Annotated in this window: 11 protein-coding genes; 5 read left to right on the forward strand and 6 right to left on the reverse strand. The window is 65.0% G+C overall.

Annotated features, from left to right (window positions below; genetic code table 11):
• Positions 1 to 364: 364 nt before the first annotated feature.
• Positions 365 to 3,733, reverse strand: a complete 3,369-nt coding sequence (locus AC1KVG_RS15035; protein ID WP_481094915.1) for a GH92 family glycosyl hydrolase — start codon at positions 3,731 to 3,733, stop codon at positions 365 to 367.
• 327 nt (positions 3,734 to 4,060) lie between these two features.
• Between AC1KVG_RS15035 and AC1KVG_RS15040 the strand changes: the two genes are divergently transcribed.
• From AC1KVG_RS15040 to AC1KVG_RS15050, 3 genes are read left to right on the forward strand one after another with little or no spacing between them, the layout of a single operon-like run.
• The gene (locus tag AC1KVG_RS15040; protein ID WP_006451050.1) at positions 4,061 to 4,258 is read left to right on the forward strand and encodes a zinc-finger domain-containing protein; all 198 of its coding nucleotides are present in this window, start codon (positions 4,061 to 4,063) and stop codon (positions 4,256 to 4,258) included.
• A gap of 10 nt (positions 4,259 to 4,268) precedes the next feature.
• Entirely contained in the window at positions 4,269 to 5,381 is a 1,113-nt protein-coding gene (locus AC1KVG_RS15045) for a glycosyltransferase (protein WP_481094916.1), read from the forward strand.
• The gene (locus AC1KVG_RS15050) at positions 5,362 to 6,696 is read left to right on the forward strand and encodes an O-antigen ligase family protein (protein ID WP_006451052.1); all 1,335 of its coding nucleotides are present in this window, start codon (positions 5,362 to 5,364) and stop codon (positions 6,694 to 6,696) included. The genes AC1KVG_RS15045 and AC1KVG_RS15050 overlap by 20 nt, the downstream gene beginning before the upstream one ends.
• Before the next feature lie 187 nt (positions 6,697 to 6,883).
• Here AC1KVG_RS15050 and AC1KVG_RS15055 read toward each other — a convergent pair whose 3' ends face one another.
• Complete coding sequence (locus tag AC1KVG_RS15055) at positions 6,884 to 7,804, reverse strand: LpxL/LpxP family Kdo(2)-lipid IV(A) lauroyl/palmitoleoyl acyltransferase (protein WP_268214232.1); 921 nt, start codon at positions 7,802 to 7,804, stop codon at positions 6,884 to 6,886.
• 76 nt (positions 7,805 to 7,880) lie between these two features.
• Here AC1KVG_RS15055 and waaA point away from each other — a divergent pair, with 76 nt between their 5' ends.
• Complete coding sequence (gene waaA / locus AC1KVG_RS15060; protein ID WP_481094917.1) at positions 7,881 to 9,197, forward strand: lipid IV(A) 3-deoxy-D-manno-octulosonic acid transferase; 1,317 nt, start codon at positions 7,881 to 7,883, stop codon at positions 9,195 to 9,197.
• A gap of 638 nt (positions 9,198 to 9,835) precedes the next feature.
• Here waaA and AC1KVG_RS15065 read toward each other — a convergent pair.
• The 3 genes from AC1KVG_RS15065 to AC1KVG_RS15075 form a co-directional block, all read right to left on the reverse strand.
• Positions 9,836 to 11,218: a TolC family outer membrane protein gene (locus AC1KVG_RS15065; RefSeq protein ID WP_481094918.1), complete on the reverse strand. Its 1,383-nt coding sequence runs from the start codon at positions 11,216 to 11,218 to the stop codon at positions 9,836 to 9,838.
• Positions 11,219 to 11,238: 20 nt separating this feature from the next.
• A complete protein-coding gene (locus AC1KVG_RS15070; RefSeq protein ID WP_481094919.1) occupies positions 11,239 to 11,895 on the reverse strand; it encodes a protein-L-isoaspartate O-methyltransferase family protein in 657 nt (218 codons plus the stop codon).
• A gap of 128 nt (positions 11,896 to 12,023) precedes the next feature.
• The gene (locus tag AC1KVG_RS15075) at positions 12,024 to 12,677 is read right to left on the reverse strand and encodes a TetR/AcrR family transcriptional regulator (RefSeq protein WP_481094971.1); all 654 of its coding nucleotides are present in this window, start codon (positions 12,675 to 12,677) and stop codon (positions 12,024 to 12,026) included.
• 286 nt (positions 12,678 to 12,963) lie between these two features.
• Here AC1KVG_RS15075 and AC1KVG_RS15080 point away from each other — a divergent pair, with 286 nt between their 5' ends.
• The gene (locus AC1KVG_RS15080; RefSeq protein WP_481094920.1) at positions 12,964 to 15,978 is read left to right on the forward strand and encodes a two-component regulator propeller domain-containing protein; all 3,015 of its coding nucleotides are present in this window, start codon (positions 12,964 to 12,966) and stop codon (positions 15,976 to 15,978) included.
• A 3-nt stretch (positions 15,979 to 15,981) separates the two neighbouring features.
• Here the strand turns inward: AC1KVG_RS15080 and AC1KVG_RS15085 are convergent, their stop codons facing one another.
• Entirely contained in the window at positions 15,982 to 16,866 is an 885-nt protein-coding gene (locus AC1KVG_RS15085) for a LysR family transcriptional regulator (RefSeq protein ID WP_481094921.1), read from the reverse strand.
• Between the last annotated feature and the right edge of the window lie 25 nt (positions 16,867 to 16,891).

Consider the following 16,891-nt stretch of genomic DNA (forward strand, 5'->3'; position numbering starts at 1 on the left):
GGGTACGGTTTCTCCGGTTAGTGCCAAGCACGCGGCTGTCAGTCGCTGGCTTCGGTGAGAGGCGACAGCGCGTCCGGGAATCGGCTCTTCGGCTCGGTCAGACATCCTGTCTGACTCGCCGCCGCGGCACATCCGTGTGCCGCTCTCCGCCAATCCCCGGCCACGCTGCCGCTTTGGCGCGTCGTTGACATGACTTAGTCAAGACAAGCGAGTTCTCCGTCGTGGTTTCCGTGGCCTGCGCGATTCTCGATGACAGCAGCAGAGCTTGTGCTCCATAACTGTGCGAGAGCAACTTGCGCCTGTCTGAGTGCGGCAAATGGTAATGCCATACCAACGCGACGATGGATAGCGGGCAGCGCTAGCCTCAACGCACCGCAGGCTCCACACCCAACAACTCAAGCTCCGCCAGCTGCACTTTCGCAGGCGCGCTGAAGCGCAGTCGATACTCCGAATACGCACCAGGCTTGGTAATCCGAAACGGCCGCGTCTGCAACGGCCAATCGAACGCTTCATCACGACGCTGATCAATCATCGTCCAGGCAGCGCCAGGCGCACGGGCTTCCAACGTCCACCCACCTGCAGAAATCGCTGCATTGCCGCTGGTCAGTGTGTAGAGCGTCGGCGTACCGCGCGCAATGCCGCTGAGCGTCAGCGTCAGCGTCGATTTCGATGCAATTGCAGCGACCGTTCCCGCATCGTCGTCATGCAACGCAGCGACATCGCCACCATTGTCCAGCGTGATGCGCGCAGTATCTCCGAGCAGATCCTGCAGCGGGGCAGGGCGCTCCCCAGGCGCAGTCAATGACGGCGGCACATCGTCAGGCCCGGTGCCCCAGCGCGAAGGCGTCGGCCCCATCACGAAATCCAGCGTCGCGCCCTTGGCAATGTCCGCATGCGGCAACCAGGTCTTGCGCCAGGGTTTTCCATTGACCCTGAGCGATTGCACATACACGTTTTTCGCCGAATTCTGCGGCGCATTGACCACCAGCATGCCGCCATTGGGCAGGCGCACGCTGGCATGCTTGAACAGCGGCGAGCCGATCACATACTCCGGCACACCCATGCGCAGCGGATACAGCCCCAGCGCCGCGAACAGATACCACGCCGACATTTCGCCGTTGTCCTCATCGCCGGGATAGCCCTGGCCGATCTCGCTGCCCAGATACAAGCGCGCAAGGATCTCGCGGGTGATGCGTTGCGTCTTCCACGGCTGCCCGGCGTACAGATACATCCACGGAAGATGGTGCGCGGTCTGATTGCTATGCGCATACATGCCCATGCGCACGTCGCGCGCCTCGGTCATCTCGTGGATGGTGTCGCCATACGAGCCGGCAAACTTGGCTTCGGCGGTTTCGGGGGTGGCAAACAATGTATCCAGTTTCGCGGCCAGTCCCGCGCGCCCGCCATACAGCGTGGCCAGGCCTTCGCCATCGTGCGGTGCGGTGAATGCAAACGTCCAGCCGCTGGATTCGGTGTAATCGTTGCCCCACACGCGCGCGTCGTAGTGTGCAGCGTCCACACGCCAATCGCCATTCGCCTTGCGGCCCTGAAAAAAGCCGATCGCTGGATCGAACAGTGCCGAATACCCGGCCGCACGATGGCGAAAATACAGCGCTTCGGTGGCATAACGCTCGCGCGCTGTTGCCGTCGTCGCCTCCTTGGACAACGCATCGGCCATGTTGGCGATGCCGAAGTCGTTAAGCGCGCCTTCCATCGACCACGACATGCCTTCGTGCGTGTCGGTATCGGCGTAACCGCGAAAGGTGGAACGCGCCATGCCTTTGCGGCCGACGTGGCGATCCGGCGCCACCACGGTCGCATTCTTCAGCGCAGCAACGTACGCCTCGGCCGGGTCGAAACCCTGCACGCCCTTTAGCCACGCATCGGCAAACGCCACATCGGAACTGGTGCCCACCATCAGATCGGCGTAACCGGGCGAGGACCAGCGCGCCACCCAGCCACCTGCACGCGATTGCTCCAGAAAGCCCTGCACGAATGCGCCGGCATCGTCGGATGCGAACAACGCATACGCCGGCCACGCGGTGCGAAAGGTGTCCCACAAGCCGTTGTTGACGTAGACCCGGCCATCGCGGATCGGCGCGAAACTGCGCACCGCGCTGCCATCGATGTTGTCGTCCGACCAGCTGCTCTGGCTGGCGTAACGCCAGTCCGGCGCCGTCGCGCTGCCGACGTTTTCATGGCCGGAATTGGGATACAGATGCAGCCGGTACAGATTGGAATACAGCGTGGTCTTCTGGTCGGTCGTGGCGTCGGGCACCTCGAAGCGTCCCAGCAATCCATCCCATGCATCCTGCGCATGCGCGGCGATCTGCTCGAAGGTCGCCTGCGGCGCGATCTCCAGCGCAAGGTTGTGCTTGGCCTGGTCGAGCGAGATCAGCGAGGTGGCGATGCGCATCTGCACCTGCCGCGTGCTGCCCGCATCGAACTTGATCCAGCCGGTGGGCCGGCCGGTGTCGCTCAGTCCGCTGGTTTTCCATGGTGTATCGAAGCTGGCATAGACATACATGCGCGTCGCGCCGGTCGACAGGCCGCTACGCACATCGGTGTAGCCGGAGAGCGTCTGTGTTGCAGCATCCAGGTGCAATCCACCGCGCGCGTCCACATTGTCGAACAGCAGATTGGCATCGCCCTGCGCCGGGAAGCGAAAGCGGAACAGCGCTGCATGATCGGTCGGTGCGATCTCGGCCTGGATCCCGTTGTCCAACTGCACTGCGTAGCGATACGGTCGCGCGATTTCAGTGTCATGCGAGAAGGCCAGGGCGCGCTTGCTGCGATCTGCCTCCGGTGTACCCGTACTCAGCGACGGCATCACCTGAAAGGTCTGGCGGTCGCCCATCCACGGACTTGGCTGATGGCTGAGCGACAGCGCCTGCAAGCGCGGGCGGTTGCCCGCCGCGTTGTGTTCGTTCCAGCGATATAGCCAGGTCAGCGTTCCCGCATCGGTCACCGGCGTCCAGAAGTTGAAGCCATGCGGCACTACAGTTGCAGGGAAATTATTGCCGCGCGAGAACGTGCCATTGGACTGGGTGCCGCGCGTGGTCAGCACCCAGTCCGAAGGACGCGTTGCAGGAGTGAGCGGCACATCGGCAATGGCGATATCGTCGATCCAACCGGCACTGGTCGCACCTGCAGGCGGCGCAACCTCCAATTCGATCGCCACCACGCGGCGCCCACGTAAAGCGGCCACGTCCCCCAGCCGTACCGCCTTGCGCGCCCATTGCTGCGGATACAGCGTCTTCGAATCGCCTTGCGCATGCGCACCAAGTGCGACGCCATGTTGATCCTGCGCGGCGCTGGCAGACATACGCGTGCCGTCGTCCAGCAACAGATCCAACGACACATAGGTCGAGGCCACGTGATCGCTGCCCACACTTTCCGGCAATACCAGCCACGACAGCGTCGTATCGGGGCCGATCAAACTATCGCTACTAAACAAGGTGCGTCGCCCGCCCGCACCACGGCCGTCATACCGCAACGCATGCGCACCGCTGTAACCGGCGTTCGGCCTGGCTGCATACGGCGCAGCCGGACCCGTGCCGATTGCCGTCTGCACATCGCCTGCCGCAGCGCTGACCGGCAAGGGCTGCCCCTCTTCGAACGAACTCGAAAAGCCGGTCGCCGCCCCAACCGGCAGTGGCGCGACGCAAGCCAGGACAACGGCAATCGAGAACAACGAGCCACGCGGACGCAGCAGAACGACAGGCGAGGTCACGTGGTGATGTCTCCTTGGCTAGCGACGTAGCAGGGCATGTACGGTTGACGGATGTGCGCGGTCTTTGCAGATCACCCAATCTGATCCCGATGCGCAATTGCCCAGCGATGATAAGCGCGATGTTCCGGCGTGGTGGCGTGGCGTGGCGCTGCCGTGCCGGCGGCGGGGCAGGTCATTGCCGGACCAGCCACAGCGCAATCCGCGCTTCTGCCGCCCGGCCTCCCGCCGAGACCAGCGCAACCCAACCCACGCCGCCCGGTCAATGGGCCGATCACCACGCAGGCTGCTAGAATCCGCGCTCTGCCTTGCCTTTACGATCGTGCCGCCATGAGCCAGACCGCCACCGCGCCCGCCAATGCCGAATCGCGTTACACCGTGCACCGCGGCGATCTGCCGCTGAGCTGCCCGACGCCGCAGATGGCGCTGTGGAACTCGCATCCGCGCGTGTACCTGCCGATCGAAGACGAGCCCAACTGCGAAGCCAAGTGCCCGTATTGCGGCGCGTTGTTCGTGCTCGCCGACTGATCCTGGCCGGATGCACCGCCTGACCGTGGTGCAACTGCTGCCGGCGCTGCAGTCCGGCGGCGTCGAGCGCTCCACCCTGGAAATCGCCGCTGCGCTGGTGCGCGCCGGCCACCGCGCCGTGGTGGTCTCGGCCGGCGGTCGCCTGGTCCAGCCGTTGCTGGAGGCGGGCGGTGAACATCTCACCCTGGAGATCGGGCGCAAGTCGCTGCTGACCTTGCGCCACGTGGTCGGCCTGCGCCGGCTATTTGCCGAACTCGGTGCCGACATCGTGCACGCGCGCTCGCGCCTGCCGGCCTGGCTGGGCTGGTACGCGCTGCGCGGCATGCCGCAGGCCACGCGGCCGCGCTTTGTCACCACCGTGCACGGGCTCAATTCGCCCAGCCGCTATAGCGCGGTGATGACATACGGCGAACGGGTGATCTGCGTCTCGCAGACGGTGCGCGAGTACGTGTGCACCCACTATCCGCAGACCGACACCACCCGCTTGCGCACCATCCCGCGCGGTGTCGATATTGCGCAGTTCCCGCGTCGCCCGCACCCCGATCACCGCGCACGCAAATGGGTGCAGACCCTGTTGCCCGGTTGGCCGGCCGACGCCCCATTGCTGTTGCTGCCCGGCCGCGGCACGCGCCTGAAAGGCCATGCCGACGGCCTGCAATTGCTCGCCGACGTGCGCGCTGCCGGCCTGCCGGCCTGGTTGTGGCTGCCCGGCGCGCGTGAGCCGGGCCGCGAAGCTTATGTGCGCGAGCTGGAAGCCGAGGCTGGCAGACTGGGCGTGGCAGAGGCGGTCGCCTTCACCGAGCCCACCGCACGCATCGCCGAGGCCTATGCGGCCAGCGATCTGGTGCTGCAGCTCTCGCGCAAGCCCGAAGCGTTCGGCCGCACCGTGGTGGAGGCCTTGTCGGTGGGCCGGCCGGTGTTGGGCTGGGCACACGGTGGTGTCGGTGAGTTGCTGGCCGAACTGCAGCCTGCCGGCGCAGTGCCGGCGTTCGATGCCCAGGCGCTAAGCGCCCAGGCGCTCGGCATGCTGCAGCAAGCGCCGACACCGCCAGCTGCGCTCCCCTATACGTTGCATGCCATGCAATCGGCCACCTTGAAGGTCTATGACGAACTCCGCCGCTGAGGCCATCCCACCCGCGCCCACGTTGACGCCCGATGCCGGTCGCTGGGCACCGCTGTGGGTGATCCTGTTCGTGGCGCTATGGCCCACGCCCGGGCTGGCCGAAACGGTGTTGTCGCTGGGCGCAGTGTTCGCCGCTTATCGCCTGTTGCATGCGCGTTTCCGTGGTGGCACGCGGTTGCTCAGCGGCGCGGCGTGGGCGCTGACCAGTGTGTTGTTCTTCGCGTACTGGTTGCCGCAGATGTTGTCGGCATTCGATGCGGTGGACGTAGGGCGCGCGTTGCGTAAATCGGCCACCGATCTGCGCTATCTGCCTTTCATGTGGTTGTGCGCGATTGCGGTGGCCAATGCGCAGCGCCGCCGGCGCACCTTCATCGGCCTGGCGGTGATCGGCGGGGTGTGGACGCTGGACGCACTGCTGCAGGCCGCATTCGGCAGCAGCCCGTTGTTCTTCGGCCTGGATCAGATCAAGCAATTGATCAGCGGGCATGGCCTGTGCACGGCGGAAGAATTGGCACTGGTCGACCGCCTCAGCGGCGTGCTGGGCCCGTGCAATCTCAAGTTCGGGCAGACCCTGGCCAGTCTGTCGCCGTTCCTGCTGCTTGCGCTCGGGCGGCGCACTGCCTGGGCATGGGCGGGCGCTGCGGCAGCTGTTGGCGTAGTGCTGGTATTGGCCGGTTCGCGCGCCTCGTGGATCACCTACGGCGTGATCGTGCTGCTGTCCGGCTGGCAGTTGCTGGGCGGCCGTCGGCTGCTCGCGGTGGCGGTGGTCGGCGCGCTGTTGGCCGTTGGCGTGGTGGCGATGGCACCGCAAGCGCGCGAGCGCATCCAGCGCACCGCGTTGGCCTTCAGCAATGGCGAACAAGGCGTCGACCAGGCCTTGTCCGGGCGTGCGCAGATCTGGGGCGCGGCGCTGTGCATGATCCGCGCGCATCCGCTCAACGGTGTGGGCGCGCGCGGGTTCCGACAGGCATATCCGGCCTGCAATCCGGCACCCGAACAGGCGCCGGCATGGGGCGGTGGCCCGGCCTTCCATGCACACCAGATCGTGCTGGAAATTCTTGCCGAAACCGGCGTCATCGGTTTGCTGCTATGGCTGGCCGGTGCGGCGCAGGCGTGGCGCGCGTGGCGCTATTCCAGCGTTGCGGCGCGTGAGCAGGCGCGTCCGGCGATGATCGCGTTGGTGGCAACGGTCTTTCCGCTCAACACGCATCTGGCGTTCTATTCCAGCTTCTGGGGTGGCCTGAGCCTGATGCTGGCCGGCTTGTATGCCGGTGCCTTGCTCAACGACGACGCGGATCAGCCACCGTCGCGATAGGCGTGGCGTTCAAGACGATTGCGCCCAGCGCCAGATCGGCACGGCAGGCGGGAATCACGCGTCAACTGCGGTTGCTTGCGCGACGTGCGCACTCATCCCAACGCCCACTCGCGACGGACTCCTGGCTGGTTCTGTAAACCAAGGCAGTCATCTGCGAACGCATGCGTGACGCAGCTGCGCATCTACATCACCGATAGAAATCGCTGCGCCCGCCCGGCTGGCGTTTGAAGCGCCGATGGATCCACAGGTACTGATCCGGCGCCTCGCGCACCATGTCCTCGATTGCCGCATTGACCTGCGCGGTATCGGCGATCACATCCTCGGAGGGAATGCCTGCCAGCGGCGGTGCGATCTTGAGGATGTAGCGGCCACCTTCGCGCCGATGGAAATACGGCACCACCGCGCAACCGGTCAACCGCGCCAGCTGGTGCGTGGCGGTAATGGTGGAAGCCGGATGCCCGAAGAACGGCACGAACACGGTGTCCTTGCCGCGCATGTCCTGATCGGGCGCGTACCACAGAAAGCCACCGCGCTTGAGATGCTTGATGGTGGCGCGCAGATCCTCGTTGGCGAACATGTGCGTGGCATAGCGTAGCCGCCCGCGTTTGACCGCCCATTCGAACACCGGGTTGCGATGCTTGCGGTACATGCCGGCCAGCGGCACGTGATCGCACAGCAGCCGCCCGCACATTTCCAGCGTCATGAAGTGGCCGGACACCAGCAACACGCCGCGCTTCTGCTCCTGCAGACGCTGCAGATGCTCCAGCCCTTCGACCTGCACGCCCGGACGAATGGCATCGATACTGCCCCACCAGGCGCGTGCGAATTCGAACAGGCCCACGCCCAGCGCATCGAAACTATCGCGCAATAGCCGCGCTCGCCAGGCATCGTCCTGCTCGGGAAAACACAGCTTGAGATTGACCTCGGCAGCGCGCCGACGCGTGCCGGCCAGACGCAGCGTGAGCCAGCCGACCCCGCGGCCCAACGCGCGTTGCAGCATCCAGGGCAGGCGCCCGGCCAGTACCATCAATGCAAGGCCCAGATACATCGGCCAGTGCTTGGGGGTGCGCAGGGAAGGGCGGACGGCGACGTTGGCGGGCTCGGACATGGCCTAATTCTAAGTGATTGCGTGCGCCGGGCAGCGTGCACATGCGCACGTGTGGGCGCTCCCGTATCCTGCACGCATGCGGAAAGACCCGATCGAATGGCTGTTGCGCGGGCTGTACTCGGCGCTGTTGTACCTGTTGCTGCCGGTGACGGTGTACCACCTGGTGTGGCGCGGGTTTCGCGTGCGCGAATACTTCAATCGCTGGAACGAGCGCTATGCGTCCTACACGCATGCCTGCGGTCGCCCGCGCGTGTGGGTGCATGCGGTGTCGGTGGGCGAGGTCAATGCCGCCGCGCCGCTGGTCAATGCCTTGCGTGCGCAGCGTCCGGATATCCGTTGGGTCATCACCACCATCACCCCCACCGGCTCCGAGCGCGTGCGCGCGGTGTGGGGCGATGCGGTGGACCATGTGTATCTGCCCTACGACGTGCCCGGCAGCGTGGGCCGGTTCCTGGAGCATTTCCGCCCGCGGCTGGCGTTGATTCTGGAGACCGAGCTGTGGCCGAACATGTTGTTCGGTTGCCGCGACCGCAACATTCCGGTGTACATCCTCAACGCGCGGCTGTCGGCGCGTTCGCTGCGCGGCTATCGCGTGCTGGCACCATTGATCAGCCGCGCACTGCGCACCGTCACCTGCGTGGCGGCGCAATCGCACGACGATGCCGAGCGTTTCCTCACGCTGGGTGCGCGCTCAGATCAAGTGATCGCGTTGGGCAATCTCAAATTCGATATCGCCGCGCCCGCACAGTTGCAGGCCCTGGTCGCGCAGTTTCATACGCACGTGCCGGCAACGCGACCGGTGTGGATTGCCGCCAGCACGCACGAAGGCGAGGAGGCGGCTGTGGCCGACATCCATGCGCGCCTGCTGATGCAATTTCCTGATCTATTGATGTTGTGGGCGCCGCGGCATCCCGAGCGCTTTCCCAAGGTCGAGGCGCTGGCGCGCGAACGTGGTTGGTCCGTGTCCACACGCAAGATCCAGCAGTGGCCGCAAGCGCGCGACAAGGTATTCGTCATCGATACCTTGGGCGAGCTAATGAGTTTCTATGCCTGCGCGCAGGTCGCCTTCGTCGGCGGAAGTTTGCAGCCGATCGGCGGACACAACCTGCTCGAACCGGCAGCGGTTGGCACGCCGGCAGTCACCGGCCCGCATCTGCATAATTTCTCGGAGATCTCGCGGCGCATGCGCGAGGCCGATGCGGTGACCATCTGCGACGATGCCGACAGCGTGTATCACGATCTCGCGCGTCTGCTCGGCGACCCGGCCCAGCGCGAGGCGATGGCTTCCGCAGGCCTGGCGCTGGTCGCCAACGGCAAGGGCGCAGTGGCACGCACGCTGGTGCAGATCGCGCCGGACCTGCCGCCTGTGGTCAGCGAGGGTGTGGCGTCCTGAAGATGTAGCTGCGTTCGCTCTGCATCGTTGCGGTGAAACTGTGGCAGTCATGCTCAGTCACATCATCAAGCCGCCTTGGAGCTGCTAACAAGACGTGGCGATCGCACAGTCGGTTTGTTAGCCGTTTTCGGCGTCATCTGGAGAGTCTCAAGCCACATTGGTCGAGCGTGCGGTGCCCTCACCGCTCGCGGGACACGCCGCAAGTACGTCCATGTAGGCTCGGTGGCGGCATCCATGCCGCCACACGGTCCCGCAATCGGCAAGGACACCGCACCAGAGAGTTAATCGGTTGCTTTGTTCAAAACCATGCACACCGACCATCTTGATTGGTCCTTGCCCGCCCACCGTCGCGGGACCTTACGCGGCAAGGATGCCGCGTAAGAGCCTACACGGACGTACTTGCGGCGTGTCCCGCGATGGTGGGCGGGTAAGGGCCCTGCAGCGAAGCCGCAGATGCTCTGCCTTGCAGCGTATCCCGCGATGGTAGGCGGGCAAGGAAGGGGCCCTGCAGCAAAGCAGCAGATCACCCGCTGATGCGGCAGTCATCGCAGGTATCGCACGCAGCCAGGTATGCGCTTGCATCGGACATAAAAAAGGCGGGCCTGCGCCCGCCTTTTTTAGTTACCTATCCGCTCGCATTACTGCAGTGAACCACTGCCTTGCAGCTTGGACTCGGCATCCTGCGACAGCAGGCGATTGACGTCCTGCAGATCGGTGATGTCGAGCTTGCCAATCGCCTGGCCCAGCAGCAAACGGTTCTGCAGGAAGTTGTAGCGCGACTGCGCGTAGTTCAGCTGCGCCTGGAACAGCGTGCGCTGGTTCTGAACCACGTCCAGCACGGTGCGCGTGCCGACTTCCAGACCCACCTGCGACGCGTCGTATGCGGCCTGTGCGGAGACCACGGCCAGACGACGTGCTTCCACTTCGCTGATGCCGGCGACCACAGTCTGATAGGCATTGCGCGTGTTGCGATCGAGTGCGCGCTTCTGCTGCTCGTAGGTGTCCTGCTGGATATCGCGCTGCGACAGCGCCTGACGCACGGCGGACTGCGTGGCACCACCGGCGAAGATCGGAATCGACAGCGTGATGCCGATCGAATCGGTATCGATGTTGCGACTATCGCTAGTAAAGTTGCCGATGGTTTCATCCACCGGACCACCACCTCCCCAACTATTAGTACGACCGATGCTTCCGGAAAGATTGAGTGTTGGGTAGTGGCCCGCTCGCGCGGCGTTGACCTGCGCTTCGGCCGCGCTGACCTGCAACTGTTGCGCTTTCAGTGCCGGGTTGTCGGCAATGGCAGTAGACACCAGCTGGTCGACATTGGCATACGCGGCTGGCACTTCCGGACGGAACTCTTCCGGCAACGCACGCAGACTAACCACCGGCTGGCCGGTGAGCTCGGTCAGCGCTTGGTAGTAGTCTTTCAGCGTATTGCGGGCATTGATGGTGTCGGCGCGCGCCTGGTCGTACTGGGCGCGGGCTTCGTGCACGTCGGTGATCGGGGCCAGGCCCACTTCCAGCCGCTTGTCGGCGTAATCGAACTGCTTCTTGGCAGCCGCTTCGTTTGTTTCTGCCGCAGCTAGCGATTCAATGCCGACCAAGACCTGGAAATACGCCGCCGAGGTGCGGGTGATCAGATCGTTATTGGCCGATGCCAGCGTGAAATCTGCCGCCTTGGCAACCTCGCGCTGCGCACGCAAGTTGGCGAACTGCGCCCAATTGAAGATGGTCTGATTACCCTGGATCGCGTACTGGCGTTGTTTGGTGGTAGAACGCCCCGGCAGGCCTTCCAGTTCACGATGCGACTGGGTAAAACCAGCGCTACCATCCAACTGCGGCAGCAACGCCGCACGCGCCTGTACCTGTCCCTCCCGATTGACCAGGCGAGTGGACTCGGCCACGGCCAGCTGCGGATCGCCGTTGCGGGCCATTTCGTAGACCTGCAGCAGATCGGTGGCATGTGCTGCCATCGGAGACAGGGCGGCGGCCAGGGCCAGAACGAGGGATCGGCGGATCATCGGGGAAGCTTCCTTGGGAATCAGAATTGGAATCGGGGCGTCGGTGCGGCGCCCTGAAGATAGGCGAGGTCGGTTTCGAATAACGATTCGATGCGCGGAGCGTTGACGTCGCCACGCACCAGGACTGCTTCCATCACCGGTTCGTGACCACGCACGACAAACAGCCGGCCATTCGGGCGCAACCACTGCAGCCACTGGGTCGGTAGCGTGTCGACTGCGCCGGTGATGCAGATGGCATCGAAACGACGCTCGCTCTGCCAGCCGAACACGTCGGCGGTTTCAATGCGGACGTTGCTGCCCAGGCCGGTGCTGTCCAGATTGGCGCGTGCGGCGGTGGCCAGTGCCGGATCGATCTCCAGGCTCACCACTTCGCGGGCCAGTGCGGCCAGGCAGGCGGTGGAAAATCCACTGCCGGTGCCGATTTCCAGCACGTCTTCGCCCGGCTGCAGATCCAGCGCCTGCAGCATGCGGCCTTCGACCACCGGCTTCATCATCTTGTGGCCGGCCGACAGCGGAATTTCCACATCGACGTAGGCCAGGGTCTTGTAAGCCTCCGGCACGAAGGCCTCGCGCGGCAGGCGCGCCAGCACCTCGAGCACGCGCAGATCCAGCACATCCCACGGCCGGATCTGCTGTTCGACCATTTTTTCGCGGGCTTGGGAGAAATCGATCGTCATGGTGCGGCTATCCAACGCAGTGGGGCAGGCATTTTACCGGTGCGCGAGGCAACTGGCGCATCTAGCATCGCCGCGCGCGGCCAAAGCACGCAGTGCCGGAAGTCATCGCCACCAACGTCTCGGTGCAATCAGCGCGGCGCATACGCCCTCAAAAAGAAATCCACACTGGCCTGAATGTGCTCATCCACCTGCGCGCGGGTGGGCTGACCATGAAGGCCGCACATCATCAGCGCATACAGCTCGCCTTTGAGCAGGCAGAAAAACTGTGAAGCAGCGCGCTCCAGCTCGGGGATTTCCAATTGGCCATCGGCGACCCGCGCCGACAGGAAATCCGCCAGCGCCTGTTGGGTGCGCTTGGGACCGGCATCCCAGAACATCTCGCGGACATGCACATCGCCGGTACCGGGCGCCATCATCATGCGATGGGTAGCGATTGCAGAGTCGGCGCTGACCATCGTAAAAAAGGCGTTGGCGATTTCGATCAGCTGGTCGCGCAAGTTGCCTTTGGGCGCGTGGTCGAACAGATCGTCCGGCATCATGTGTTGGCATTGTGCGCGGATCGCCTCGGAAAACAGGCTTTCTTTGTCGCCAAAGTGACTGTAAACGGTCAGCTTGGAGACGCCGGCGGCTGCAGCGATGCCGTCCATGCTCACCCCTGCAAAGCCCTGCTCCATGAACATGGTACGGGCGGCGCCCAGGATGGCGGCGCGTTTCCCAAGATCCTTGGGACGCCCAGGACCGTTGCTCTTGGTCTTGGACTTGAGGGGGGGCAAACTGGACATATCGCCAATACTAGACCATCGGGTTCTATATTTATACTCGGCGCCTATGGAATGCATTGAAGCGCTCATAAACTGTGGCGTCTGCCCCGCCACCGATGCTGAGCGTCGCGCACCAGCTTGCTTATCGCCGTTAATTGTTTCATCTGAATGCCTCTCGGTGTCATTACTCGCCGGGCCGCTGTAGGGGATACCCCTAGGGCGCTGAAAAAACCCCGGTGATAGATTGACTGACGGTACGTCGGCGTATGTCGGCGACCTTCAGACGGGACAGACGAGGGACGAAAGCGTGGACAGGGTCGGGGCGCAAACGCGTACAGGCTGCGTCCGCAGCAGGTACGTGCTGCGGATCGGGCCGTTGTGGCCGTCGCTGTGGCGATGCGCGTTGCTGTGCTGCGTGCTGCTCGGCGCCTGGCCGACCTTCGCCCAGCCGCTCAAACACACCGCGTATCACACCGTCACCCGCTGGAGCATGGACGACGGCCTGCCGCACAACCTGGTGCATGCGGTGGCGCAGGGCGAAGATGGCCTGATCTGGCTCGGCACCTGGGAAGGCGTGGCGCGCTTCAACGGCCGCGATTTCACGGTCTACGACCGTCAGAACACCCCGGGCGTCGAGCTGGGCGGTGTGTTCGTGGTGGTGCGCGACAGCACCGGCGGGATGTTGTTCGGCACTGCGTTCGATGGGGTCTACCACTATCAGGACGGCCACTGGCAGCAGCTGGGCGATGCCTCCGCGCGGCATCTGGCGGTCAGCGCATTGCTGCGGCGTGCCGATGGCGCGTTGTGGGCGGGCACCCCGCAGACGCTGTACCGGATCGAGGCCGATGGGCGGGTGGTCGATGTGGGCCGCCAGGCCGGGCTGCCGCGTGCACGCGTCACGGCCCTTTCGGCCGACGACGACGGCGATCTGTGGGTCGGCACCGAGGTCGGGCTGTATCGCCTGCCGCAGGATGGCAGCCCGGCAACCGCCTGGGGCAAGGCGCATGGCATGCGCGATGCGCCGGTGCGACGGCTGGCCAGCGACCGTGAAGGCGGTTTGCTGGTGGCTGGCGACGACGGGGTGTGGTGGTGGAGCCGCGGCGGTGGCCTGCAACGCTTCCGTCAGGGCCAACGCGTGGATTCGTTGTTGCTGGATCGACGCGGGCATCTATGGATGAGTCTGTCGACCGGGCTGCTGGTGGTGCACAGCGGCGCAAACGATCCGGACGAGCAGATCGCCATTTCCGGTGTGGCCAGCCCGGCCCTGCTGGAAGACGCCGAAGGCCTGATCTGGGTCGGCAGCACACACGGCTTGTTCCGGGTTGCCGAAGGCGCCGCGCATGGCGTCACCCACGAGGACGGCCTCACCTCCGATTACGTGCGCAGCGTGCTGCAGACGCCCAATGGCACGGTGTGGGTGGGCAGCGCGGTGGGCCTGGACCGCTGGCGCGGCGAGCAGATCAGCCGGGTGTCGTTGTCGCCCAGCGAGGGCGGGCGCGTGCTGGAACAGTCGGTGCTGGCGCTGGCCGACGCCGGCGACGGCGGTGTGTGGGCGGGCACCTATAGCCAGGGCGTGGTGCGTCTGGATGCGCAAGGCCGCGTGCTGGTGCGCATCGGTGCAGCCGAGGGCTTGCCGTCGATGTCGGTGCGCGCGGTGCTGCCCGATGGCGAGGATCTATGGATCGGTACCACTGCCGGGCTGGTGCGTTGGCGCAATGGCAAGGCGCGTCACTACACCGCCGCCGACGGCGTGCCGGACGGTTCGGTGCAGGTGCTGTATCGCGACGCGCAGGGGATTGTGTGGAGCGGCACCGATCGCGGCATGACCGCGCTGTCGCCGGACGGCAGCACACGCGCATGGCTGGGCGAGCAGGATTTCCCCGGGCAGAACGCGTTCGACTTCCTGCGCGATGCCAATGGCGATCTGTGGATCGCCAGCGATCGCGGCCTGTTGCGCTTGCGCGGAGAGACATTCCGCGTCTACGACCACCGGGTCGGGCTGCCGCGCGACAAGGTGTTTCGGGTGATCGACGACGGCCGAGGCTATTTCTGGTTGTCGAGCAACCATGGCGTGTTCCGCATCGCGCGCAGCGATTTCGACCAGCTCGATGCGGGCACGCGCGACCAATTGAGTGTGGAAGTGGTGGATCGCAGCGACGGCATGCCTGGCAATCAGGGCAACGGCAGCAGCGCGCCGGCCGGCTGGATGACACAGTCCGGGCAGCTGTTGTTTCCGACCGCAGCCGGTCTGGGGGTGATCGATCCGGCGCGCGTGGGCACCTTGCAGGGCCATCGCTTGCCGATCGTGTTCGAGCGCTTGCTGGTCGATGGCATGGTGCAGCCGTTGAACGACCCGCATCGATTCGGCGCAGATACCCGACGGATCGCCATTGGCTATGCCGGGTTGAATTTTCGTGGGCCGGACAAGGTGCGTTATCGCTACCGGCTGGAAGGCTTCGACCCGGAGTGGGTGGATGCCGACAGCGCCATCGAGGCGATCTACACCAATCTGCCGCCGGGCCGTTTTCGTTTCCGTGTGCAGGCGATGTCGCTGCCGGTGGACTGGCGGCAGACCGCGTTGCTGGGCGAATCCAGCCTGGTCATCGAACTGGCGCCGCCATGGTGGCGGCGTGGCGAAGTGATCGCGCTGGGCATCCTTGGCCTGGGCAGTGTGATCTACATGTTTTACTTATGGCGCACGGCCAGTTACCGCCGACGCCAGCGTCAGCTCAACACGGTGATCGACCGGCGCACACGCGAGTTGAGCGACAAGAACCTCGCGCTGCAGCAGGCCAGCCAGGAGCGCGAAGCGTTGATGCGCCAGCTGGAGTATCGCGCCAGCCACGACGTGCTCACCGCGCTGCCCAACCGGCGCGAGGCCGAGCGCGTGCTGCAGCAATGGTTCGACGAAGCGCGCGCCGGTGGTGCGGCATTGGCGTTGGCGCTGATGGATATCGATCACTTCAAACGCATCAACGATGCCTACGGCCATGAGGTCGGCGATGCGGTGTTGTCTGCGATTGGCGAGGCATTGAGCGAACACGATCAGGCGCAGTGCTTTGCCGCCCGGCATGGCGGCGAAGAGTTCCTGCTGGCGGCCATCGGGCTGGACGCGGCGCAGGCGCGCGCGCTGTTCGAGCGCATGCGCCAACGGCTTGCAACGATCGATGTCGATGCGCAGGGCGCCACCGTGCGTTGCACCGCCAGCATGGGCATGGCGATGAGCGATGAAGCGCCGAGCCGGCGTGAATTGCTGGCATTGGCCGATCGCCGTCTGTATCAGGCCAAGCGGCAGGGGCGGGATCGCTTGGTGGGGCGGTGATGTTTATAGCTGCCCCTGATCCGCCTGCGCATGCAACAGCGAAATAAATGCCTGCGCCGCACGCGACAAGGTGCGCCCGCCATGCGTCACGCAACCCAGCTCACGCGACAGCGCGACATCGGCCAGCGGCAGCGCCACGATCTGATGATCGATCATGCGCTCCGGCAACACGCTCCAGGCCAGGCCCACCGACACCAACATCTTGATCGTCTCCAGATAATTAGTGGTCATGCGCAGGCTCGGCACCAGCCCGCGCTCGGCGAACAGGCCGGCGACGATGCGATGGGTGAAGGTGCCCGGGTCCGGCAGCACCGCCGGGTGCGCCACCACATCCTCCAGCGTCACTGCGCGCATCGCCGCCAACGGATGATCCGGCGCCACCACGAACTGCAGGCGGTCGTGCCAGATCGGCTGCGCGCGCAGCGGCGCACGTGTGTCTGGCGCCAGCGTGGTCACCGCCAGTTCCACCTCGCCGCGCAGCACAGCTGCATAGGCCAGTTCCGAATCCAGAAACTGGATGTCCAGCGCCGCCTGCGGATGTTCTGCAGCAAAGCGGCGTAGCAGGGCGGGCAAGCGATGCAGGCCCACGTGGTGGCTGGTGGCAAGGCTCAGGCGCCCGCCGACCGCCGCACCAAGGTGTTCCAGCACGCGGCGGGTGTCCTGCAGCTCGGCCAGGATGCGTTGCGCGCGTGGCAGCAGGGCCTGACCGGCTTCGGTCAGCACCACCTGGCGGCCGAGGCGATCGAACAATCGCGCCGACAACTGGCCTTCCAGCAAGGCGATGCGCTTGCTCACCGCCGGCTGGGTGAGGTGCAGCGCCTCGCCGGCGGCAGAGAAGCTACCGCTCTCGGCAATCGCCACGAACGCGCTGAGGCTGCCCAGGTCCATTACTATTCCTGAAATTCATTTGTTG

The sequence above is a fragment of the Xanthomonas sp. NCPPB 3959 genome (assembly GCF_056675575.1).

Excerpts from the sequence above, each read along its gene's own strand:
- AC1KVG_RS15040 (WP_006451050.1), top strand. The coding sequence starts at position 4,061 with ATGAGCCAGACCGCCACCGCGCCCGCCAATGCCGAATCGCGTTACACC.
- AC1KVG_RS15045 (WP_481094916.1), top strand. The coding sequence starts at position 4,269 with ATGCACCGCCTGACCGTGGTGCAACTGCTGCCGGCGCTGCAGTCCGGC.
- AC1KVG_RS15050 (WP_006451052.1), top strand. The coding sequence starts at position 5,362 with ATGACGAACTCCGCCGCTGAGGCCATCCCACCCGCGCCCACGTTGACG.
- AC1KVG_RS15055 (WP_268214232.1), bottom strand. The coding sequence starts at position 7,804 with ATGTCCGAGCCCGCCAACGTCGCCGTCCGCCCTTCCCTGCGCACCCCC.
- waaA (WP_481094917.1), top strand. The coding sequence starts at position 7,881 with ATGCGGAAAGACCCGATCGAATGGCTGTTGCGCGGGCTGTACTCGGCG.
- AC1KVG_RS15065 (WP_481094918.1), bottom strand. The coding sequence starts at position 11,218 with ATGATCCGCCGATCCCTCGTTCTGGCCCTGGCCGCCGCCCTGTCTCCG.
- AC1KVG_RS15070 (WP_481094919.1), bottom strand. The coding sequence starts at position 11,895 with ATGACGATCGATTTCTCCCAAGCCCGCGAAAAAATGGTCGAACAGCAG.
- AC1KVG_RS15075 (WP_481094971.1), bottom strand. The coding sequence starts at position 12,677 with ATGTCCAGTTTGCCCCCCCTCAAGTCCAAGACCAAGAGCAACGGTCCT.
- AC1KVG_RS15085 (WP_481094921.1), bottom strand. The coding sequence starts at position 16,866 with ATGGACCTGGGCAGCCTCAGCGCGTTCGTGGCGATTGCCGAGAGCGGT.